General features: G+C 74.8%; 20 protein-coding genes. 11 read left to right on the top strand and 9 right to left on the bottom strand.

Annotation, left to right across the window (positions count from 1 at the left end):
• Positions 1-53: 53 nt before the first annotated feature.
• Both CXR04_RS05985 and CXR04_RS05980 read right to left on the bottom strand, forming a co-directional pair.
• Positions 54-746, bottom strand: coding sequence for a response regulator transcription factor (locus CXR04_RS05985; protein WP_101420844.1), 693 nt, complete (start codon positions 744-746; stop codon positions 54-56).
• A 328-nt stretch (positions 747-1,074) separates the two neighbouring features.
• A complete protein-coding gene (locus CXR04_RS05980) occupies positions 1,075-1,770 on the bottom strand; it encodes a DUF3000 domain-containing protein (protein ID WP_101420843.1) in 696 nt (231 codons plus the stop codon).
• A 190-nt stretch (positions 1,771-1,960) separates the two neighbouring features.
• Between CXR04_RS05980 and hemE the strand changes: the two genes are divergently transcribed.
• The 3 genes from hemE (at position 1,961) to CXR04_RS05965 (ending at position 5,629) form a co-directional block, all read left to right on the top strand.
• Positions 1,961-2,968: a uroporphyrinogen decarboxylase gene (hemE, locus tag CXR04_RS05975; RefSeq protein ID WP_234380701.1), complete on the top strand. Its 1,008-nt coding sequence runs from the start codon at positions 1,961-1,963 to the stop codon at positions 2,966-2,968.
• A 135-nt stretch (positions 2,969-3,103) separates the two neighbouring features.
• Positions 3,104-3,838, top strand: a complete 735-nt coding sequence (locus tag CXR04_RS05970) for a TIGR04222 domain-containing membrane protein (RefSeq protein ID WP_101420841.1) — start codon at positions 3,104-3,106, stop codon at positions 3,836-3,838.
• Positions 3,839-4,015: 177 nt separating this feature from the next.
• On the top strand, positions 4,016-5,629 hold the full coding sequence (locus tag CXR04_RS05965) for an alpha/beta hydrolase (protein ID WP_101420840.1): 1,614 nt from the start codon (positions 4,016-4,018) through the stop codon (positions 5,627-5,629).
• 37 nt (positions 5,630-5,666) lie between these two features.
• On the opposite strand, the gene hemQ is transcribed toward CXR04_RS05965, so the two are convergent.
• Both hemQ and hemG read right to left on the bottom strand, forming a co-directional pair.
• On the bottom strand, positions 5,667-6,413 hold the full coding sequence (hemQ, locus tag CXR04_RS05960; RefSeq protein WP_101420839.1) for a hydrogen peroxide-dependent heme synthase: 747 nt from the start codon (positions 6,411-6,413) through the stop codon (positions 5,667-5,669).
• The gene (gene hemG, locus CXR04_RS05955; RefSeq protein WP_101420838.1) at positions 6,410-7,954 is read right to left on the bottom strand and encodes a protoporphyrinogen oxidase; all 1,545 of its coding nucleotides are present in this window, start codon (positions 7,952-7,954) and stop codon (positions 6,410-6,412) included. The genes hemQ and hemG overlap by 4 nt, the downstream gene beginning before the upstream one ends.
• 257 nt (positions 7,955-8,211) lie before the next feature.
• Here hemG and CXR04_RS05950 point away from each other — a divergent pair, with 257 nt between their 5' ends.
• The 3 genes from CXR04_RS05950 to CXR04_RS05940 all read left to right on the top strand — a co-directional run bounded on the left by CXR04_RS05950 (position 8,212) and on the right by CXR04_RS05940 (position 11,422).
• Positions 8,212-9,192: a DUF4349 domain-containing protein gene (locus tag CXR04_RS05950; protein WP_101420837.1), complete on the top strand. Its 981-nt coding sequence runs from the start codon at positions 8,212-8,214 to the stop codon at positions 9,190-9,192.
• Between the two features lie 41 nt (positions 9,193-9,233).
• Positions 9,234-10,640 carry an FAD-dependent oxidoreductase gene (locus CXR04_RS05945; protein ID WP_101420836.1) on the top strand — a complete coding sequence of 469 codons (1,407 nt, stop codon included), beginning with the start codon at positions 9,234-9,236 and terminating at the stop codon, positions 10,638-10,640.
• A gap of 131 nt (positions 10,641-10,771) precedes the next feature.
• Entirely contained in the window at positions 10,772-11,422 is a 651-nt protein-coding gene (locus CXR04_RS05940; RefSeq protein ID WP_101420835.1) for a LysE family translocator, read from the top strand.
• 82 nt (positions 11,423-11,504) lie between these two features.
• On the opposite strand, the gene CXR04_RS05935 is transcribed toward CXR04_RS05940, so the two are convergent.
• A complete protein-coding gene (locus CXR04_RS05935; protein WP_107497100.1) occupies positions 11,505-12,335 on the bottom strand; it encodes a peptidyl-tRNA hydrolase in 831 nt (276 codons plus the stop codon).
• A gap of 6 nt (positions 12,336-12,341) precedes the next feature.
• Here CXR04_RS05935 and CXR04_RS05930 point away from each other — a divergent pair, with 6 nt between their 5' ends.
• Positions 12,342-13,019 carry an AIM24 family protein gene (locus tag CXR04_RS05930; RefSeq protein ID WP_047018657.1) on the top strand — a complete coding sequence of 226 codons (678 nt, stop codon included), beginning with the start codon at positions 12,342-12,344 and terminating at the stop codon, positions 13,017-13,019.
• A gap of 61 nt (positions 13,020-13,080) precedes the next feature.
• Here the strand turns inward: CXR04_RS05930 and CXR04_RS05925 are convergent, their stop codons facing one another.
• The 3 genes from CXR04_RS05925 to zapE form a co-directional block, all read right to left on the bottom strand.
• Positions 13,081-14,034, bottom strand: coding sequence for a polysaccharide deacetylase family protein (locus tag CXR04_RS05925; RefSeq protein WP_101420833.1), 954 nt, complete (start codon positions 14,032-14,034; stop codon positions 13,081-13,083).
• Positions 14,035-14,211: 177 nt separating this feature from the next.
• Positions 14,212-15,573: an alkaline phosphatase PhoX gene (locus tag CXR04_RS05920; protein WP_101420832.1), complete on the bottom strand. Its 1,362-nt coding sequence runs from the start codon at positions 15,571-15,573 to the stop codon at positions 14,212-14,214.
• A gap of 103 nt (positions 15,574-15,676) precedes the next feature.
• Positions 15,677-16,831: a cell division protein ZapE gene (gene zapE / locus CXR04_RS05915; RefSeq protein ID WP_101420831.1), complete on the bottom strand. Its 1,155-nt coding sequence runs from the start codon at positions 16,829-16,831 to the stop codon at positions 15,677-15,679.
• A gap of 65 nt (positions 16,832-16,896) precedes the next feature.
• On the opposite strand from zapE, the gene CXR04_RS05910 reads away from it, so the two are divergent.
• The 4 genes from CXR04_RS05910 (at position 16,897) to msrB (ending at position 20,197) form a co-directional block, all read left to right on the top strand.
• The gene (locus CXR04_RS05910) at positions 16,897-17,664 is read left to right on the top strand and encodes a pyrimidine reductase family protein (protein ID WP_101420830.1); all 768 of its coding nucleotides are present in this window, start codon (positions 16,897-16,899) and stop codon (positions 17,662-17,664) included.
• Between the two features lie 106 nt (positions 17,665-17,770).
• Positions 17,771-18,238, top strand: a complete 468-nt coding sequence (locus CXR04_RS05905) for an indole-3-glycerol phosphate synthase (protein ID WP_101420829.1) — start codon at positions 17,771-17,773, stop codon at positions 18,236-18,238.
• Between the two features lie 128 nt (positions 18,239-18,366).
• On the top strand, positions 18,367-19,776 hold the full coding sequence (gene murC, locus CXR04_RS05900) for a UDP-N-acetylmuramate--L-alanine ligase (RefSeq protein WP_101420828.1): 1,410 nt from the start codon (positions 18,367-18,369) through the stop codon (positions 19,774-19,776).
• A gap of 1 nt (position 19,777) precedes the next feature.
• Positions 19,778-20,197: a peptide-methionine (R)-S-oxide reductase MsrB gene (msrB, locus tag CXR04_RS05895; RefSeq protein WP_101420827.1), complete on the top strand. Its 420-nt coding sequence runs from the start codon at positions 19,778-19,780 to the stop codon at positions 20,195-20,197.
• Positions 20,198-20,263: 66 nt separating this feature from the next.
• On the opposite strand, the gene CXR04_RS05890 is transcribed toward msrB, so the two are convergent.
• Positions 20,264-21,454: a hypothetical protein gene (locus CXR04_RS05890; protein WP_101420826.1), complete on the bottom strand. Its 1,191-nt coding sequence runs from the start codon at positions 21,452-21,454 to the stop codon at positions 20,264-20,266.
• Between the last annotated feature and the right edge of the window lies 1 nt (position 21,455).

Genomic DNA, 21,455 nt, shown 5'->3' with positions numbered 1-21,455 from the left:
ACGTCGACGGGCGCCGCGCGGCTGCCTGGGGAGGGCCCGTCACCGGGCCCCGGTCAGTGGATGATGCCGGTGCGCAGCGCCACCGCCACCATGCCGGCGCGGTCGCCCGTGCCGAGCTTGCGCGCGATGCGGGCGAGGTGGCTCTTGACGGTCAGCGCGGACAGTCCCATCGAGACGCCGATGGCCTTGTTCGACTGGCCCTCCGCCACCAGCCGCAGCACCTCGACCTCGCGGCCGGACAGCTCGCGGTAACCGCCCGGGTGTCCGGGCGGACCGGAGTTGCCGCCGGCGCCGGGGGAGCCCGGTGGCCGGCGGTGGTGCAGCCGTCCTGCGGCGGCGCCGATGTGCGCGGCGTTGGGGCGGGTGGGCAGGCCCATGCCGGTGCGGGTGCCGGTGACGACGTAGCCGCGCACGCCGCCCGCGAGGGCGTTGCGTACGGCGCCGATGTCGTCGGCGGCGGAGAGGGCGAGGCCGTTGGGCCAGCCCGCGGAACGCGCCTCGGAGAGCAGCGTGAGGCCGGAGCCGTCGGGCAGGTGGACGTCGGCGACGCAGATGTCGCGGGGGTTGGCGATCCGGGGGCGGGCCTCCGCGACGGACGACGCCTCGATCACGTCGCGCACGCCCAGCGCCCACAGGTGGCGGGTGACGGTCGAGCGCACGCGGGGGTCGGCCACGACGACCATGGCCGTCGGCTTGTTGGGGCGGTAGGCGACCAGGCTTGTGGGTTGCTCGAGGAGAACAGACACCAGGTCCCTCCAGACGGTGTGCGGGGACGGGGCCGGCTGGGAGAGCCGGGACGTTCCGTGTCGCGTAGGGGCCGCGTACGGAAGGTCTCTCACGTCTTCGGCAGGAGCCCGGAGGGGCTTTAGGCAATGATCACGAATTAGTGAGGAAAAAACGGACAATTCGGATGGGCGATCGACTGCGGGGCACGCGGCCGGTCGCCACCCTCCGGGCCGGTGCGCGCGGGCCCCGGTCCCGGTCCCGCACCCGGGCTGGCGACCCTGCCGAGCCCGTACGCCCCGACCGCCCGCCGTGCGCTCCGTCCCGCCCCCGTGACGGCGCGCTCGGCGCTCAGCGCCGGCGCGAGCCGCGGCGCTGCGGCAGCGGCACGATCGGCGCGGCGTCCGGCTCCGGCGCCGCCGGCGGCGCGGCCGACGGCGGCAGGCCCGCGCACTGGCACAGCATCTCCACCCACGCCGCCAGGTGTGCCGCCGCGTCCGGGGCGCCGTCCCCGGCCGCGCGCGACGGCTGCGGCGTCCAGGACGCCCGGATCTCGATCTTCGTCGTCGTGCCGCGCTCCGCCAGCCCGCCGAAGTGGTGCGAGGACGCGCGCGTGACCGTGCCGCTGGGCTCGCCGTAGCCCAGGCCGCGGGTGTCCAGCGCGCCGGTCAGCCAGGACCAGCACACCTCTGGCAGCAGCGGGTCCGCGGCCATCTCCGGCTCCAGCTCCGCGCGCAGCAGCGTGACGAAGCGGAACGTACCGCGCCAGGTGTCCTGCCCGTCCGGGTCGTGCAGCAGCACCAGCCGGCCGTCGGTGGGCTCGACGTCCTCCGCCGCGTCCTCGTCGACGTCCGCCTCCAGGGCGTACGCGAACGGGGCGATGCCCCGCGGCGCCCGCGTCGCCTGCAGCGTCACTTCGGGGCGTACCGCAGCGGAGTCGAGCGCCTCGACGGCCCGCCGGAACGGGGGCGGCAGGGCTCCGCCCCCCGGCCGGCCGTCCGGGGGGCCATCGGGTTCGTCGACGAGGTGTCCAGGAGCCGCAACCATGCCGGAAGACTAGGGGGCGCGGCGTGCAGAAGCGCTGCGGGACACCCGGGTGGCCGGATCTCGCCTCCCACGCGCGTGCGAAGATGCTGGGGTGAGTGCCGACAGCGCCCCCCGCCCCTCCGCCACGTCCACCGCCGGTGCCGCTTCCACGGCCACCGCCCCCGCGGGTCCGGCCGCCGACTCCGCGTTCCTGCGCGCGTGCCGGCGCGAGCCCGTGCCGCACACACCCGTGTGGTTCATGCGGCAGGCGGGCCGGTCACTGCCCGAGTACCGGCGGCTGCGCGAGGGCATCGCCATGCTCGACTCGTGCCGGCGGCCCGACCTCGTCACCGAGATCACGCTGCAGCCCGTACGGCGGCACGGCGTGGACGCCGCGATCCTCTTCAGCGACATCGTCGTGCCGCTCAAGGCCATCGGCGTCGACCTCGACATCAAACCGGGCGTCGGGCCCGTCGTCGCCCAGCCGATCCGCAGCCGCGCGGACCTCGCGCAGCTCCGCCCGCTGGAGCCCGACGACGTGCCGTACGTGACCGAGGCCGTGGGCCGGCTGACGGAGGAGCTGGGCGCGACGCCGCTCATCGGCTTCGCCGGGGCGCCGTTCACGCTGGCCAGCTATCTGGTCGAGGGCGGTCCCTCGCGCAACCACGAGCACACCAAGGCGATGATGTACGGCGCCCCGGAGCTGTGGGCCGAGCTGGTCGGCCGGCTCGCGGGCATCACGGCGGCGTTCCTGCGGGTGCAGATCGAGGCCGGCGCCTCCGCCGTGCAGCTCTTCGACTCCTGGGCGGGCGCGCTGGCGCCCGCCGACTACCGGCGCGCGGTGCTGCCCGCGTCGGCGGAGGTCTTCGCGGCCGTCGCGGAGTACGGCGTGCCGCGGATCCACTTCGGCGTCGGGACCGGCGAACTGCTGACCGCGATGGGCGAGGCGGGCGCGGACGTCGTCGGCGCCGACTGGCGGGTGCCGATGGACGAGGCGGCGCGCCGCGTCGGCCCCGGCAAGGCGCTGCAGGGCAACCTCGACCCGGCGGTGCTGTTCGCGCCCCGCGAGGCGATGGAGGCCAAGGCCGGCGAGGTGCTTCAGGCGGCGGCGGGGCTGGAGGGGCACGTGTTCAACCTCGGCCACGGCGTGCTCCCGACGACGGACCCGGACGCGCTCACGCGGCTCGTGGAGTACGTGCACGAGTCCTCGGCCCGCTGACCCCCGGCTGCCTCCCGCCGCCCGTTCCGCCCGTACGCTTCCTGTCGGCTACGGGTCCGCAACACCCCGCTATCACGGCCGCGTTCGGAAAGATAGGGCTGGCGCCCTGTGCCCCCGATCGCGTAGAACACCGCCATGTGGGTGTGCTTCGCGCTCGTCGCCTGGGCGGCCGCGCTGCTGACGTGCGGGCGGCTTGTCCTCGTCGGTTCCGTCGCCGCGGCGCAGCCGGAGCCCGAGCCGGCGCAGGTCCGCGGGGCGCGTGAGCTGACCCTGTACGAGGCCGCCTTCCTTGCCGGCGGGCCGCGGCGGGTCGTCGACGTCACCCTGGTCGCGCTGGCGCGGGAGCGGCGGCTGCTGCTCGCGCACACCGGCTGGGCGACCGTCGTGGCGCCCGAGGGCCGCGACCCCGTCGAGCGCGCGGTGATCGCCGCGGCCGGACCCGGCGGGCAGAACACGATCCCGGCCATCCGCGCCGCCGCCTCCGCCGCCGACGCGCTGCGCGACCTGGACGACGGCCTCGCCGCGGCCGGGCTCGCGGTGCCCGCGCCGATCCGGTCCGCCGTGCGCGCCGCGGTGCGGCACGTACGGATCGCGGGGGTGGTGGTGCTCGGCGCCGGTACCGCCGCGCTGGCGCTGCGGGCGCCGGAGCACGAGCCGATCGCGGGCTGGTTTGTGCTGCCGCTGATACTGGTCTGCGGCTGTCTGGCGATAGCCCGGCTGGAGGTCGGCGACTACACGCGCTGGGCCACGCCCGACGGCCGCGGGCTGCTCGCCACCCTCGACGAGGCGGACTCGCTGCTCACCGGGCTCGCCGTACACGGGCCCGCCGCGCTGCCCGACCCGGAGATGCGCGCCGCGCTCGCGCGGTAGGCCGACGCGCGCCGCGACACCCCCGCCGGGGTCCTTTACATCAGCAACTCCGCCAAGAATTATCACTTTTACCCTCCTTTCTCCCCGTCGCGCACGCCGCCGCGAGCGGCCGTCGCCATGCCTCATCGCGCCTCGCCACGCCTCGTCACGCCGGAAGGGCCCTTCGTGAGAGCAGCAGTGCTGTACGGAATCCTCGGTTCGCTCGCTCTCACCGGCCTCGCCGCGGCCCCCGCCGCCGACGCCGCCCGCTCGGGGACCGCCGCCCCCGTGTCCCGGGCGGCCGAAGGCCCCGAGGCCCGCGGGGTCGCCGTCGCCGCCGCGCGTGCCGCCAAGGCCGGCGTCGACTTCGGCCCCTGCCCGGCGGCGGAGGGGCTGCCGGCGCCGATCGAGTGCGGCACCGTCGCCGTCCCGCTGGACTACGCGGACCCCGGCGGCCGGAAGCTCAAGCTCACCGTCAGCCACATCGGCGCCACCGGCCCGCGCGCCGAGCGGCAGGGCAAGCTCGTCTTCAACCCCGGCGGCCCCGGCGGCTCCGGCACGTACTTCCCGTTGCTGAGCCGGTCGCCGGAGTGGCGGCGGCTGGCGGAGGCGTACGACTTCGTCGGCTACGCCCCGCGCGGCGTCGAGCGCTCCGGCGCGCTGTCCTGCCAGAACCCCGATGAGTTCATGAAGGCGCCGTCGAACACCTCGGAGCGCCCCTCGGAGCGTGAGAAGCGCGCCCGGGTCGAGAAGGCACGCGCGTACGCCGACGGCTGCGCGAAGATCGCGGGCCTGCGGCACTACACGTCCCTCAACAACGCCCGCGACCTCGACGTGCTGCGCGCCGCGCTCGGCGAGCGCAGGCTCACCTACCTCGGCGCCTCCTACGGCACCTACTTCGGCAGCCTGTACGCCGCGCTCTACCCGGACCACGTGCGCCGCATGGTCTTCGACAGCCCGGTCGACCCCGACCCGCGGCAGATCTGGTACGGCAACAACCTGCGCCAGTCCGCCGCGTTCGAGGAGCGCTGGGCCGACTGGCAGCGGTGGGTGGCCGAGCACGACGACGTCTACCACCTCGGCGGCACCCGGTGGGAGGTGGCGGCGGCGTACGAGCGGGCCCGCGAGATGATCGAGAAGGAGCCGGCCGGCGGGCGGATCGGCACGGCCCAGTTGCAGGCGGGCTTCCTGCGGGCGGCGTACGCGGACGGGTACTGGGCGCCGGCCGCCACCGCGCTCGCGGACTACCTGGACGGCAAGCCGAAGACGCTGGTGGAGTTCGCGGCCGACGATCCGTCGGACAACGCGGCGGAGGAGAACGGCAACGCCGTCTACACCGCCGTCGAGTGCAACGACGCGCCCTGGCCCACGGACTGGGAGACCTGGGACCGCGACAACAGCCGGCTCGCGCGCGTGGCGCCGTTCGAGACGTGGGAGAACGCCTGGATGAACCTGCCGTGCGCGTTCTGGACCGGCCCGCGGCAGCAGCCCCTCGACGTCCGCACCGACGCCGGCGAGCTGCCCCCGGTGCTCCTCCTCGCCGCCGAGCGCGACGCGGCCACGCCGTACGACGGCGCGCGGGAACTCGCGCGGCGGCTGGGCGGCTCGGCGAACCTGGTGACGGAGAAGGACGCCGGGTCGCACGGGCTCGCCGGGGGCGAGAACGACTGCGTCAACAAGCACGTCGACACGTACCTGCTGACGGGCCGCACGCCCGGCGACGTCACCTGCGCACCGCACCCGGAGCCGAAGGCGGAGCGGGGCGGGAAGAGGTCGGCGGCGCCGGGGGCGGGCGGCCCGGCGGTCGGCTGAGACCGGCGCGCCGGGCTCGGATCGCCGGGGCCGGGCGTCAGGCGAGGGAGGCGACCAGCTCCGCGACCGCCTTGCGGCGGCCGGTGTAGAACGGCACCTCCTCGCGGACGTGCAGCCGCGCCTCGGACCCGCGCAGGTGGCGCATCAGGTCCACGATGCGGTGCAGTTCGTCGGCCTCGAAGGCGAGGATCCACTCGTAGTCGCCGAGGGAGAAGGAGGGCACCGTGTTGGCGCGTACGTCCGGGAAGCCGCGGGCCATCTTGCCGTGGTCGGCGAGCATGCGGCGGCGGTCCTCGTCCGGCAGCAGGTACCAGTCGTAGGAGCGGACGAACGGATACACGCTCACGTACGCGCGCGGGGTCTCGTCCGCGAGGAACGCCGGGATGTGCGACTTGTTGAACTCGGCGGGGCGGTGCAGCGCCATGTTCGACCAGACCGGCGCGAGGGAGCGGCCGAGGCGGGTGCGGCGGAAGAGGTTGTACGCCTCCTGCAGCGCGTCCGAGCTCTCCGCGTGCCACCAGATCATGACGTCCGCGTCGGCGCGCAGCCCGGACACGTCGTACGTGCCGCGCACGACGACGTCCTTCGCGGCGAGCTGCTCGAACAGCTCGGTCACCTCGTCCGCGTAGCCCGCGCGGTCCTCGGGGAGGGCGTCGCGGAGCCGGAAGACGGACCAGAGGGTGTAGCGGATGACCTCGTTGAGGTCCTTGGCCTTCTTGCCGGCGTTCGCGGAGCGGGACGGAGCCGCGGGCGAGTCGGCCGGCGGGGGGGTTGCGTCACTCATGCGGTCATTGTCCCAGGGCGCCCCAGCAGCTCGTCGGCGGCCCGGTGTGCGCTCGCGATGCAGGCGGGGATGCCCACGCCGTCGTAGAGCGCGCCGCACACCGCGAGCCCGGCGGGCAGCGCGCCGCGGATACGCGCCACGCGGGCGTCGTGCCCGACCTCGTACTGCGGCAGGGCGCCGCGCCACCGGCTGACGCGGCTCGCGACCGGGCGGGCGGCGAGCCCGGTGGCGGCGCGGAGGTCGTCGAGGGAGGCGGTGACGAGGTCGGCGTCGTCCCGTTCGAGGGTCTTGTCGTCGCCGATGCGGCCGACGGAGGTGCGCAGAAGGAACACGTCGTCGTCGCCGGCCCAGCGCCACTTGGCGGAGGAGAACGTCGACGCCTTGATGGTCCGCCCGTCGACCGGCGGTACGAGGAAGCCGGTCCCGGCGGGCAACTGGGCCTCGGCCTCCCGGCGGGGGAGGGCGAGGGTGATCAGCGCCATGGAGGCGTACCGCACCCCGTCGAACTCCGCGGCTGCCCGCGGCGCGAGCCCTCCCACCAGCCGCGCGGCAGCGGCGGCGGGCACGGCGAGCACGACGGCATCGGCGTCGTAGGCCCGCCCCCCGGCGAGAACCCGCCAGCGGGCGGGGGCGGGGTCCGCCGGACGGCCGGCCCCGGAGGCCGCCGCGGCCGGGGGGTCCGGGGGCGCCGCCCCGGCGGGGTCCCCGGGGCGGCGCCCCGGGTTTCGGGACGGGGCGGGGCCGGGGAAACCCTTCCCTCGCTCCAGCGACGCGGCTTCCGCGCCGAGGACGATCTCGCCGCCCGCTTCCCTTACCGCCTCCGCCACCGCCGCCGGCAGGCGGCCGACGCCGCCCTCGATGCCCATGAACACCGGCGCCTGCGACGCGGATGCCGCCGCACCGCGGGACTGCACCGCCCTGGCCGCACCCAGCAGCGTCCGCTCCTCGCGCAGCGCCGCGAACAACTGCGGGACCGCGGCACGCATCGACAGCCGGTACGCGTCGCCCGCGTACACCCCGCCCAGCAGCGGCTCCACCAGCCGGTCCGTGACCTCCGCGCCCAGCCGTTCGGCGACGAACGCGCCGATCGCGACGTCCTCGCCCGGCTCCGCCGGCGGCAGCTCCGCTTCGCGGGCGACCCGCGCCAGGCCCTCGGGAGAAAGCACGTCGGCCGCCGCCAGCCGGTCCAGGTCGCCGGGGACGCCCATCACCTGGCCGCCCGGCAGCGGCCGCAGCTTCCCGCGGGTCCAGACCGCCGCGCCGCCCGCGGCCACCGGCTGCAGCGCGTCGGCGAGCCCTACCGCGCGGGCGAGGCCGACGGCCTCCGGGCGCCGGGCCAGCAGGGCCTCCGCGCCGAGGTCGGCCGGCACGCCGGCCAGCTCGCCCGCGTGCAGCTTGCCGCCGAGCCGGGTCCCGGCCTCCAGCACCGTGACCCGCGCGCCGCCGGCCAGCAGCCGGTGCGCGGCGGCGAGTCCGGCGATGCCGCCGCCGATGACGACGACCCTGGGCGGCCCGGGCTCCGCGGGCTGTGCGCTGCTCATGCACGCCACTGTCGCAGACCCCGCGGACACGCCCGTACGAGCCTGTGGATATCCCGCGCCGACGCCGCGTATATGACCCCGGGGGCTACCGCGAACGAGCCCTCCGGGCGCCCACCGTGTCCCCGCCCGCCTCGTGCCCGCCCGCACCGCGCCCTGCGCGTAGTCCGATCGTGACCCTTCCGGGACCCGCTACCCCGAACCTCCGCCCCCGCCGTCCCGTCGAAGCTGCACAGACCCGACACCTGGGGGGTTCGACGATGCCCGCACGTATCAGGACCAGACCCGCGCTCGCCGCCGCGCTGCTCGCCGCCGTGCTCGCCGTCGGCGGCTGCACCGACAGCGGGGGGGACGCGGACTCCGCCGAAGCCGGCTCCGCCCGGGCCGACGCCAAGGCGCAGGGGGCGGCACCGCGCGAGGGCGGCGGCGCCGACGCCGGCGGCGCCGGTGACTCCGCCGACTCGCGCGCCCCCCGCGGCGGCGCCACCGCCGCCGAGGGCGTCACCCTCGCGCCGCAGGCCCTCGTCCGCACCGCCGCGATCACCGTACGCACCAAGGACCTGGCCGGAGCCGCCGACTCCGCCCGCACGCTCGCCGAGGGCGCCGGCGGCTACGTCGGCGACGAGTCGACCAGCCAGGAGCCCGGCGCCCCCGCCCGCGCCCGGCTCACCCTGCGGGTGCCTGCCGCGGAGTACGACGCCGTCCTCGGCGACCTCGCCGAGCTGGGCCGCGTCGTCAACCGGGACGTGGAGGTGAAGGACGTCACCGACGAGGTCGTGGACGTCGACAGCCGGGTGCGGTCCCAGCGCGCGAGCGTCGCGCGCATCAGGGACCTGATGGACGATGCCACGAAACTCGCTGACGTCGTCACCCTGGAGGGGGAACTCGGCACCCGCCAGGCCGACCTGGAAGCGCTCCTCGCCCAGCAGTCCTCGCTGAAGGAGCGCACCGAGCTCGGCACGATCACCCTGGAGCTGCGCCGGCCGGCCGCCGCACCCCCGGCGGACGAGGACGACGGCACCAGCGTCACCGAAGCCCTGGCCGGCGGCTGGGACGCCTTCGTCACCGGGCTGCGCGGGGTGCTGATAGCCGTCTCCGCGTCGCTGCCCTTCGCCGCGCTCCTCGTCCTGCTCGCCCTGGCCTGGCGGTGGCTGCGCGGCCGGCTGCCGCGGCGGCACGTCACCCCGCCGCCCAGCCCGTTCCCCGGGCAGCCGACACCCCAGGGCGGCGAGCCCGAGTAACCCGTCGTAGCGTGTCCTTCACGGCGGCGAAAGGGAGCGTCATGGGGGCCAAGCAGCGGATGGTGGTCATCGGCGGCGATGCGGCGGGCATGTCCGCCGCATCGCAGGCGCGCCGGATGCGGACGCCGGACGAGCTGGAGATCACCGCGTTCGAGCGCGGCCGGTTCACGTCGTACTCGGCCTGCGGGATTCCGTACTGGGTCGGCGGCGAGGTCCCCGAGCGGGACCAGCTCATCGCCCGTACCCCGGAGGAGCACCGGGCGCGCGGCATCGACCTGCGGATGCGTACCGAGGTCACCGAGATCGACCTCGACCGGCAGTGCGTCCGCACCCGCGCCCTCGACGAGGAGGGCGGCGCGCAGGAGCGCTGGCACGGCTTCGACCACCTCGTCGTCGCCACCGGCGCCCGGCCGCTGCGCCCGCCGCTGCCGGGCATCGACGCTCCCGGGGTGCACGGGGTGCAGAGCCTGGACGACGGCCAGGAACTGCTGGACCGGCTGCAGAAGCAGCAGGTGCGGCACGCGGTCGTGGTGGGCGCCGGGTACATCGGGGTGGAGATGGCGGAGGCGTTCTGCCACCGCGGGCTCCACGTCACCGTGCTGGAGCGCGCCGAACAGCCCATGAACACCCTCGATCCCGACATGGGCACCCTGGTGCACGAGGCGATGAACGGCAACGGCATCGGGATCGTCACCGGCGCCGAGGTCACCGAGATCCTCACCGGCACGGACGGCGAGGTGCGCGGCGTGGCCACGGCGCACGGCGAGTATCCGGCGGACGTCGTCGTGCTGGGCCTGGGGGTGCGCCCGGAGACCGGGCTCGCGCGGGACGCGGGGCTGCCGCTGGGCGAGTCCGGCGGGCTGCTGACGGACCTGGCGATGCGGGTGCGGGGGCAGGAGAACGTGTGGGCGGGCGGCGACTGCGTCGAGGTGCTCGACCTGGTGTCGGGCCGCGAGCGGTACATCCCGCTCGGCACGCACGCCAACAAGCACGGGCAGGTCATCGGCCGCAACGTCGGCGGCGGCTTCGGCACGTTCCCCGGCGTCGTCGGCACGGCCGTCAGCAAGGTGTGCGATCTGGAGATCGCGCGTACGGGTCTGCTGGAGACGCAGGCGCGCGAGGTGGGCCTGCAGTACGTGACGGTGACCATCCGGTCGACCAGCCGCGCCGGTTACTACCCGCGGGCCGCGCCGATGCACGTGAAGATGCTCGCGGAGCGGCGCACGGGGCGGCTGCTCGGCGTGCAGATCGTCGGCCGCGAGGGTGCGGGCAAGCGCGTGGACATCGCGGCGGTGGCGCTGACGGCGGGCATGACGGTGGAGCAGATGACGGCGCTGGACCTGGGGTACGCGCCGCCGTTCTCGCCGGTGTGGGACCCGGTGCTGGTCGCGGCGCGCAAGGCGGCGGTGGCCGTCGCGGAGGACGCGCGGGAGACCGACGGCGGCTGACGGACGGCGGCCGGGTTTCCCGGACGTACGGGCCGCGCACGCCGTTCGGCGTGCGCGTGCCCGGCCCCGCTCGGCGGGAATCGCGGTGTCGGGCTGACAGCCGTGCCGCGTGTGGCGGAGGATGCGGTGCCATGGCGGACTTCGCTTCGTACCTTGGACTGTGCCTGCTCATCACCCTGACCCCCGGCCTCGACACCGCGGTGGTCATCCGCAGCGCCGTCAACGGCGGCCGCGGCGCCGGGCTGCAGACCGCGCTCGGCTGCGCGGCGGGGCTCTTCGTGCACGCCGTCGCGGTCGCCTTCGGCCTCGCCGGGCTGCTGCTCCGCAGCGCGGTGGCGTTCGAGATCGTCAAGTTCTGCGGCGCGGCGCTGCTGTGCTACCTCGGCGCGCGCAGCCTCTGGGCCGCGTGGCGGGCGCGGCGCGAGGACCCGGCGCCCGCGCCGGCGGCCGGGCAGGAGGAGGCGGGCGGTCCGGCGGGGCGCGGCCGGGGCACGCCGTTCGTGCAGGGGCTCCTCACCAACCTGACCAACCCCAAGGCCACGCTGTTCTTCATGGCCAGCCTGCCGCAGTTCATGCCGGACGACCGGCCGGGGACGGCCGTGCCGGTCGCGCTCGCGCTGGCCGCGGTGGCGGTGCTGTTCAGCATGTCGGGGCTCGGGCTGACAGCGCTCGCGGTCGGGCGCGTGCGCCATCTGCTGCGCTCCCGCCGGGCCCGCCGGATCCAGGAGACGCTGCTCGGCGGCACGCTGGTGGCGCTGGGCGTGCGGGTGGCGACGGAGTAGGCGCAGTCGGCCGCACCCGTGCCCCTACGCGCGCGTGCACCGCGATGTGCGTCCCGCGCGCGCGTGCCCGTACGGCCGCGGGTCAGCCGGTACGCAGCGCGGGGTGGTCGGCGACGACCGTGCAACTGCCCGCGGCGATCTCCGTGTACCCGGCGTCCCTGACCACCGGCAGCCCGCTCGCGACCAGCTCCGCCCAGCGCTCCGGTGCGGGCGTGCGGACGGCGAGGGGGAAGCCGGCGGCGCGCCAGGCCGCGCGCTCCGCGCCGGACAGCTCCCACCAGGCGAGTTGGGCGCCGTGGCCCGCCTGCGCCATCGCCTTGCCCGCAGTCATGCCGAGCCTCGGCGCCAGCCACAGCACCGGGACCCCCGGCGGGGGCGGGGGAGGGGGCCCGGGGTCGTCGAGGTCGGTGCCGGAGACCTGGAGCCGGGCGAGGTCCTTGGGCCAGCCGTCGAGCGGTACGGGCGGGAAGACCCGCACCTCGGCGGCGCCGGCCGTCCCGGCCGGGCTCCCCGCGGTGCCCGCGCCGTGCTCCGCGGCCCCGCCGGCCGCCGAGGTCACCGTGATCCCCGGCAGCGCCTCCGCCCGGCGCCACTCCGCGCCCCGCGCGCGCCGCACCACCTTGCGGATCCGGGCGTCCTGCCAGTCCTGTACCGCCCGGGCCCACCGGCCCTCGCCCGCGGAGCGCTCGTCCGCCAGCAGGACCAGCACCGCCCGCGCCGCCGTCTCCAGGGCGTCGGTGCGCGTGGGCGGGCCGGTGCGCTCGATGCGTACGACGAGGGGGAGGACGAACTGCGGCAGGTCGTCGCGGCTCACCGCCTCGTGCGGGAAGGGGCTGGTCTCGGCGCTGGTCACACGATCAAGTGTGCCAGGGGCGCAGCCTGCTTGGCGGAGGGAGGGATTCCGGCGGATCATGCCCGTATGCGCAGTGATTTGTTCGCTAAGGAAAACATGGCCGAGCCTGCGACGCAGGTCGGCATGACTCTGCAGAACGCCAAGTCGATCAAGTACGCCGTCAACGGCGAGTGCCTGGCCCGGCAGGGCGCGATGATCGCCTACAGGGGCAATCTGCAGTTCGAGAAGAAGGGCCAGGGGGCGGGGCAGTTCCTCAAGCGCGCGGTCACCGGCGAGGGCCTGGCGCTCATGTCGGTGAAGGGGCAGGGCGAGTGCTGGTTCGCGCTGAGCGCGGCCAACTGCTTCATCCTGGACTTCGACCAGCCGAACGACAGCCTCACGCTCAACGGGCGCAACGTGCTGTGCTTCGACTCGACGCTGTCGTACGACATCAAGGTGGTCAAGGGCGCGGGCATGGCGGGCGGCGGGCTGTTCAACAGCGTGTTCACCGGCCAGGGCCGGCTGGGCGTGGTCTGCGACGGCACCCCGATCGTCATCCCCGTCTCGCCGGGCTACCCGGTCTTCGTCGACACCGACGCCGTCGTCGGCTGGAGCACCCAGCTCCAGACGGGGCTGCACCGCTCGCAGAGCTTCGGGTCGATGATCCGCGGCGGCTCCGGCGAGGTCATGCAGCTCCGGCTGGACGGCGAGGGCTTCGTCGTGGTGCGGCCGAGCGAGACCGGCGCGGGGGCGCCCACCGGGTGACCCGGTGCGCCGCGGCGGAGGCGAAGGTTCCGGTGCCGCCGCGGCGTGTCCCGTACGGGCCTCAGCGCGCCGCCATCAGCTCGGAGACCTTGGCGAAGCCGTAGCCGCGCCGGCGCAGCTCCGGCACGATCTCGCGCACCGCCTGCTCCGTGACCGGCGCCGCGCTGCGCGTGACGTGCAGGACCACCACCGACCCCGGCCGCACCCGTGTCAGCACCTCCTCCGCCACCGCGCCCGGGTCGGTGGCGAACGCGTCGCCGCTGGGGACGTCCCACTGCACGGCGGTCACCCCCGTCGGGGCGAGGGCGCGCAGCGCCGTGTCGTCGTAACAGCCGCCGGGGAAGCGGAAGTACGGCGCGGGCGCGGGCACGCCCGCGCGGCGCAGCTCGGCGAAGGTCCGCTCGACCTCGGCGCGCATGGTGCCGGGGTCGACCTCGGGCAGGCCGTAGCAGGGGGTGGCGAAGGCGCGGTGGCTGTAGGAGTGGTTGGCCACCTCGAACAGCGGGTCGCGCCCGATGGCGCGGGCCTGGTCCGGGTAGCGGGCGGCCCAGGTGCCGGTCATGAAGACGGTCGCGGGCACCTTCAGTCGCCGTAGCGCGGCGATGAGCCCGGGGTTGTCGAACTGCTCGCCGGCGTCGGCGCGGTCGTGCTGGTCGGCCATCATGTCGGCGTCGAAGGTGAGTGCGACGCGCTTGCCGAGCGCGCCCCGGCGCGCGCCGTGCCGCCACACCGGCGCGAGCCCCGCGCGGGCCGCCTTGGCCTCCCCCCGCGCCTTCCCCCGTGCCCCGCCGCGCGCCTCGCGCCGGGTCTCGCCCCGGGTCCCGCCCTCCGGTTCCTTCTGCGGTCGCGCCGTCCCGTACGCGGCCGGGTGGTCGCTGTGCTCCCGGGCGGCGGGCGCGCCGACCGGTGCCGAGGGGGCGGAGGGTGCGGACGGCTGGGCGCACGCCGGGAGGAAGAGGGCGAGCAGCGCGACGAGGGCCGCGCGGGCGGGGCGCGGGCGCCGGAAGTCGATCATGCGGGGAGCGTAAGAGCGCTTCCGGGGGCGCGCGCGCCGGAGCGAGCGCCCGGGTGAACGGGCTACGACACGCCGCGGCGCCGGCCCGGGCGGCGAACCGGGTGAACCGGTCCTCCGCCGGGCCGGCGCCGGGCGCCGTGCCGATGCGGCCTTGCGCGCGCGTACGCGCCGGGCGGGCTACCGCCAGCGGCCGGTGATGGCGAACGTGGTGCCGGGCGCGTAGCAGTTCACGTACATCGTCCGGCCGTTCGGCGAGAAGGTGACGCCGGCGAACTCGCCGTACTCCGGGTCCTCCGCGCTGCCCGTGTTCTGCCGGTTGCGCGCCACCGCGAAGACCTCGCCGCGCCGCGAGACGCCGTACACGTGCTGCTCGCCGCCGCCGTCCTCGCAGAGGAACAGCCCGCCGGACGGCGACAGGGCGATGTTGTCGGGGGACTCGCCGGGGGTGTCGACGCCGTGGTCGGGGCCGAAGCGGATGACGAGCTTCAGCTCGTTGGTCCGCGGGGTGTAGCGCCACACCTGGCCGAAGTGGTCGCCGCCCGAGCCCTCGGAGGACTTGGCGAAGCTGGAGACGAAGTACACGGAGTTGCCGCCCCAGTAGCAGCCCTCCAGCTTCTGCGCGTGCGACATGGGGCGCCCGAAGTCCTGGTGGCGGATCGGGGTCTTCGCCGCCAGCGGGTCGGGGACCTCGATCCACTCGACGTTGTCGAACGTGGTGCCGATCTCCTCGACCACCGACAGGTCCGGCACGTCCGGCACCCGCATGGCCTGCAGCTCGCCGCCGGCCCGCAGGGAGCCGAGGCCGCCCTTGGGCTTCTTCGGCAGGAAGCGGTAGAACAGCCCGAACGGGTGCTGGAAGGCGTCCTCCGTCTCGTAGACGACGCCGTTGGACGGGTCGAAGGCGACGGCCTCGTGCTGGAAGCGCCCCATCGCGGTGAGCGGCTCCGCGCCGCTCTCGTGCGGGTCGACGGGGTCGACCTCGAAGATGAAGCCGTGGTCCTTGGTGTACCCGTTGGTGCCGGCCTTGTCCTCGGTCTCCTCGCAGGTCAGCCAGGTGCCCCAGAGGCTGGGCCCGCCGGCGCAGTTGACCGCGGTGCCGGCGATGCCGACACGCTCGCCCTCCAGTTCGCCGTCCCGGTCGACCTCCAGCACGGTGCAGCCGCCCATGCCCATCGGGTCGTACGTCAGGCCGTCGATCGCGGGGACGCGGTGGGGTGCGGTGGGGCGGTTCTCGTGGTTGCGGACGAGCCGCACGTCGCCGCCGCGGGCGCGGAAGGCGGCCATGCCGTCGTGGTTGCTGGGCACGGCGCCCTCGCCGGAGAGCAGTTGGTCGCCCTCGCGGGAGAGCACCCGGTACTCGAAGCCCTCGGGGAGGTCCAGGAGGCCGTTGGGGTCGGGGACGAGCGGGCCGTAGCCGGCGTCCTGCGGGGCGTGCGCGGCGGCGGTGCCGGCGTACAGCTCGGAGACGCTTCCGGTGAAGGCGATGCCGGCGCCCAGCGCGCCGGTGCGGGCGAGAACCTCACGTCGTGATGCAGCCATGCGGAAAGACCAACTCCCTGCTGACGGACAGGAAAACGGTGACCCGACCGTGTGTACCACTCGGTGAACTGAAAGTGAACCAGGTGAGAGGTGTGTGAAGGGTCTACTCCTGTGGCGGCGGTGTGCCGTCGCTGCCGCCGGCCGTCGCGGAGCCGTCCGGGGTGTCCCGTTCGTCCACGTCAGCGCGGGCGTCGCGGGCCAGGGCGGTGAGCCGGGATATCGCGCGAAAGTACTTCTTGCGGTACCCGCCGGCGAGCATGTCGTCGCCGAAGAGCCGGCCGAACGGCACGCCGGAGGCGAGCACGGGTATCTCCCGGTCGTACAGCCGGTCCGCGAGCACCACGAGCCGCAGCGCCGTCGCCTCGTCGGCCACCGGCCGCACGCCGGTCAGGCAGACGGTGCGTACGCCGTCGGTCAGCGCGCCGTAGCGGCTGGGATGGACCCGCGCGAGGTGGCCGAGGAGGTCGGGGAAGGCGTCGAGCGTGGCGCCGGGGACGGTGTGGGCGGCGCGGGTGACGGCCGCGTCGGTCAGCGGGGCGGGGGCGGCGGGCAGGCCCCGGTGGCGGTAGTCGTCGCCGTCGATGCGCAGGGGGCGGAAGCGGTCCGCCAGGCCCTGTATCTCGCGCAGGAAGTCGGCGGCGGCGAAGCGGCCCTCGCCCAGCTTGCCAGGCAGGGTGTTGGAGGTGGCGGCCAGCGCGACGCCGGAGTCGACGAGCTTGCCGAGGAGGCTGGAGACCAGCACGGTGTCGCCGGGGTCGTCCAGCTCGAACTCGTCGATGCACAGCAGTCGGTGGTCCCCGAGGGTGCGTAGCGTCTGCTGGAAGCCCAGCGCGCCCACCAGGTTCGTCAGCTCGACGAAGGTGCAGAAGCCCTTCAGCTCGGGCGCCGCCTCGGTGGCGTGCCAGAGCGAGGCCAGCAGGTGCGTCTTGCCGACGCCGAAGCCGCCGTCCAGATACACCCCGCGCGGCCCGGCCGGCTCCTTCGGCGCCCGCCGCCACCAGGGCCGCCGGCCGCCCACCGCGGTGGCGCCGCCGCCGAGCCCGGCGGCGAAGGCGGCGAGGGCGCGTACGGCCTCCGCCTGGCTGGGGCGGGCCGGGTCCGGCACGTAGGTCGAGAAGCGCACCGCGTCGAAGCGCGGCGGCGGCACCAGCTCGGCGACCAGCCGTTCGGCGGGCACGCGCGGCTCGCGGCCGGCGAGGGCGCCGGGGGCTATGCCGCCGGGCGTGTCGGCGGTGGAGGCGGAGGCGGAAGGGGACACGTTCTCACTGTACGGTCGACTCCTCGGCAAGCCGTACACCAGTACGTCATGCCACACTGCCGCATATGCGTCGCCTGCTGCCCGTACCCGCAGATCCGTCCGCCCTCGCCGACCGCGAGTGGTCCCTGGACGAGCTCGCGGACGCCTATGCATACCCCCCGGGGGACGGTGTCTGGCTACGGGCCAACATGGTCAGCTCCATCGACGGCGCCGCGTCCTTCGACGGGCGCTCCCAGCCGCTGTCGTCCCCAGCGGACATGCGCCTCTTCGGCGTGCTGCGCGCGCTGGCCGACGTGGTGGTCGTGGGTGCAGAAACGGTACGCCTGGAGGGGTACCGGCCGGCCCGCGTCCGCGAGGCGTTCGCCGCCCGTAGGGCCGCGGCCGGCCAGACCCCCGCGCCGCCCGTCGCGGTCCTCACCGCCTCCTTCGACCTGGACTTCTCGCTGCCGCTCTTCACTGCACCGGCCGTGCCGACGCTGCTGCTCACGGGCGCGCAGGCGCCGGAAGAGCGGGTGGCCGCGGCCCGGGCGGCCGGGGCGGAGGTCGTGGTCGCGGGAGAGGGCCGGGGCGCTGAACCGGCGGCGGCCGTCGCCGCGCTCGCGGAACGCGGGCACCGGCGGCTGCTGACGGAGGGCGGCCCATCGGCGCTGGGCCGCTTCGCCCGGGCGGGGGTGCTCGACGAGCTGTGCCTGACCCTGGCGCCCCGGGTGGCGCTGGGAGACGCGCCCCGGATCATGCACGGCACCGCCCCGGAGGCGGAGCCGCTGGGCCTCGGCCTGGAGTCGGTCATGGAGGAGGCCGGCTTCCTGTTCACGCGTTACCGTCGGTTCTGACAATCTGCGGAATATCACGTTCCGCTTAGCCGCGCTGGGGCAGACTAAGTCGGCAGGATCGTTTCTGACGTGGTCTGTGTGCCTGTGCGGAAGAAGGGCGTTCATCGTGTTCACCACCGTCCTGATGATCGAGAAGCCGCTCGCACCCGTGGATGTGGAGATGGTCACCACGCTCCACGGTCAGGAGCCCGTCAGCTTCGTCGTGCTGCTGCAACCCCGCGGAGACCAGGGAGTGCTGTTGCGGGCGCTCGACGACGTAGCCCTCGGAGAGCTGGAGGACGCGGTCCGCGAGTCGGACGAGCCGGAGGGGAACGAGGCGCTGCCCACCGCCAAGCTGGCCCTGGAGCACTCCCTGAAGGCGCTGCGCGAGAAGGGGGCGGAGGCCGTCGGCGAGATCGTCGACCGGCACCCGCTCGACCTGCTGAAGTCCGTCGTGGAGCAGACACGGGCCGACGAGGTCATCGTGCTCACCGCGCCGCATCTGGTGGAGGAGTTCTTCCACCGCGACTGGGCCTCCCGGGCCCGGCACAAGGTCGGCGTGCCGGTGTTGAAGCTGTTCGCGCACGACGGCTGAACACGGCCGCGCGCCGGGGGCGGGGGCCACGTGCCGCCCGCCCCCGGCGGTGGCACCGGATTGTCGGTGCGGGGTGCGAGAATCGTCGCGTCACACCCGAACCCGCCAGGAAGGCAGGGCGCCACCACATGACCCCGGGGATCCCGCCCACGCTGGAGAGTCCGCACTTCGTCGGCATCGGCGGCGCCGGTATGTCGGGCATCGCGAAGATCCTCGCCCAGCGCGGCGCCGCCGTCGCCGGCAGCGACGCCCGCGAGTCCGGCACCGTCGCCGCGCTCCGCGAGCTGGGCGCCGTCGTGCACCTCGGCCACGCCGCCGGGCATCTGGACCCCGGCGCCAGCGCCGTCGTCGTCTCCTCCGCCATCCGCGAGGACAACCCCGAGCTGGCCGCCGCCCGCGCGCGCGGGCTGCCCGTCGTGCACCGCTCCGACGCGCTGGCCGCCGTCATGGACGGGCTGCGTCCCATCGCGGTGGCCGGCACCCACGGCAAGACGACGACCACCTCGATGCTCGCCGTCGCCCTGCGCACTCTCGGCCGCGACCCGTCGTACGCCATCGGGGGCGACATCGACGCCCCCGGCACCAACGCGCACCACGGCACCGGCGACCTCTTCGTCGCCGAGGCGGACGAGAGCGACCGCAGCTTCCACAAGTACGCGCCCGAGGTCGCCATCGTCCTCAACGTCGAGCTGGACCACCACGCCAACTACGCCTCGCTGGAGGAGATCTACGCCTCCTTCGAGACCTTCGCCGCCCGCATCGTCCCCGGCGGCACCCTCGTCGTCTCCGCCGACCACCCCGGCGCCCGCGAGCTGACCCGCCGGCTGGCCGGGAGCGGCGTGCGTACCGTGACGTACGGCGAGTCCCCCGACGCCGACGCGCGCGTGCTCTCCGTCACCCCCAAGGGGCTGGCCAGCGAGGTCACCGTGGTGCTCGACGGCGCGAAGCTCACCTTCGGCGTCTCCGTCCCCGGCCGCCACTACGCTCACAACGCCGTCGCGGCGCTGGCCGCGGGCGCCGCGGCCGGCGTGCCCGCCGCGGAGCTGGCGCCCGCCCTGGCGTTCTTCACCGGCGTCGGCCGGCGGCTGCAGCCGAAGGGCACGGCGGGGGGCGTGCGGGTCGTCGACACGTACGCGCACCACCCCACCGAGATGAGCGCCGACCTGGAGGCCGTACGGGCCGCCGCGGACGACGGCCACGGCGGCCGCTCCGGCCGCATCCTCGTCGTCTTCCAGCCGCACCTGTTCTCGCGCACCCGCGAGCTGGGCACCGAGATGGGCCAGGCCCTCGCGCTCGCCGACGCCTCCCTGGTGCTCGGCATCTATCCCGCCCGCGAGGAACCGATCCCCGGCGTGACCAGCGACATCATCATCGAGGCTGCCCGTGCGCAGGGCGCCGACGTCACCTCCGCGCCCGACATGGCCGCCGTCCCGGGCCTGGTCGCCGGAATGGCGAAGCCCGGTGATCTCGTTCTCACCATGGGGGCAGGGGACGTCACCGAGCTGGGACCCCGGATCCTGTCCCGACTGGAGGGCTGAGATGACATACGAGGTCGACAAGCCGGACGAGCAGTGGCGCGCGGAGCTGTCGCCCGAGGAGTACCGCGTGCTGCGGCGGGCGGGCACCGAGCCCGCTTTTACCGGCGAGTACACGGACACCAGGGCCGAGGGCGTCTACGAGTGCCGGGCCTGCGGCGCGGAGCTGTTCCGCTCCACGGAGAAGTTCGAGAGCCACTGCGGCTGGCCGAGCTTCTACGACCCGGCGCAGAGCGAGGCCGTCGAACTGCTGGAGGACCGCTCGCTGGGCATGGCCCGTACCGAGGTGCGCTGCGCCCGCTGCGGCTCCCACCTGGGCCACGTCTTCAGCGGCGAGGGCTATCCGACGCCGACCGACCAGCGCTACTGCATCAACTCCGTCTCCCTGCGGCTGCTGCCCGCCGGTGAGTCCACCGGGCAGTAACGCCCGGGATCCCCCCGGGCCCGCCCCCGATACGTGCGGGCCCGGGAGGCGCGAGAGCGCCCCGTGTCAGTCCTCGACGCGCTCGAACGGGGTCGGGGTCTCGCCCGTCCAGCGGTAGAGGTAGACCTCGCCCTCCTGCTTGCGTACGCCGTCCTCGGTCACCGCCCGGCCCTCGGCGACGTAGTAGCGGCCGTCGCCCAGCGCGTCGATGCCGTAGTTGCCGTGGAACTCCCAGCCGCGCACACCCGTCTCCGGGTCGTTCAGGCCCGCGTCGCGCAGCGTGAGCAGCTTGCCCTTCTCGGGCTTCGCCTGGCCCTTGATCTCACCGCGCACCGGCTCCTTCGAGCCGTCGACGGTGAAGAACGAGTAGTTCGGGAAGCCCTCCTTCACGCCGTCGTAGACCGCCATGATCCAGTTGCGGGTGTACGGGTCGTACTGGAGGTTCTGCACGCCGTAGGTGGTGTTGCCGGTGTACGCGAAGTACTTGCCGTCCGTCCGCTTCGGGCCGCTGCGGTGCGGGTCTGCCTGCGACAGCGGGCGCTCGTAGCGGCGCCAGTCGCGCACGTCGTACTCCAGGACCACCTGGTGGTCGTTGTCGGCGCGCGTGGTGTTGGAGTACACGCCGTACGCGACCATCAGCTTCTGCACCCCGCCGCGCTTGCCGAACTCCGGGCCGAAGGAGACGCCGTCGATGCCGGAGCAACCGTAGCGGTGGTCGGGGGTGTTCGCGGTGTCGCCGTCGAAGACGCCGTCGCCGTTCATGTCGGCGGTGAAGTCCTCGACGACCTCGTCCAGGTGGACGGCGGTCATCACGCCGTCGGACTCGGCGTTCATGCCGACCCGGTCGATCTTGTCCACGTCGAAGACGGCGATGTAGAACGCCTCTTCTGCCTTGTACTCCAGCGAGCCGTAGACGCGGCCGTCGCGGTCGTTGAGGTCGATGTCGCCGAGGTGTCCGGTGAGGCCCTCGACGGTGCCGATCACGTTGCCTTCGAGGTCGGTCTTGACCAGCATCTGCGTGAACGACCAGTAGACGAAGCCGCGTTCGGTGTCGACGGTGACACCCTGGACGTGGCTCGTCGGCCACGCGCCGCCTTCGATGTGGGTGGGCAGCTTGGGCGGGAGCGGCTTGGCCGCGGGGGCGGCGGCGGGTGCGGTGGCGGCCGCGAAGCCTGCCGGGGCGGCGGTGAGCAGGAGGGCGGGGACGGCTATGCCGGCGACGACGGCCGCTCTGGCCGTACGGTACTTGCCGCGCATG

It is taken from the genome of Streptomyces sp. CMB-StM0423 (genome assembly GCF_002847285.1).
GTDB lineage: Bacteria > Actinomycetota > Actinomycetes > Streptomycetales > Streptomycetaceae > Streptomyces.
This window is presented reverse-complemented; position numbering and strand designations above follow the sequence as displayed.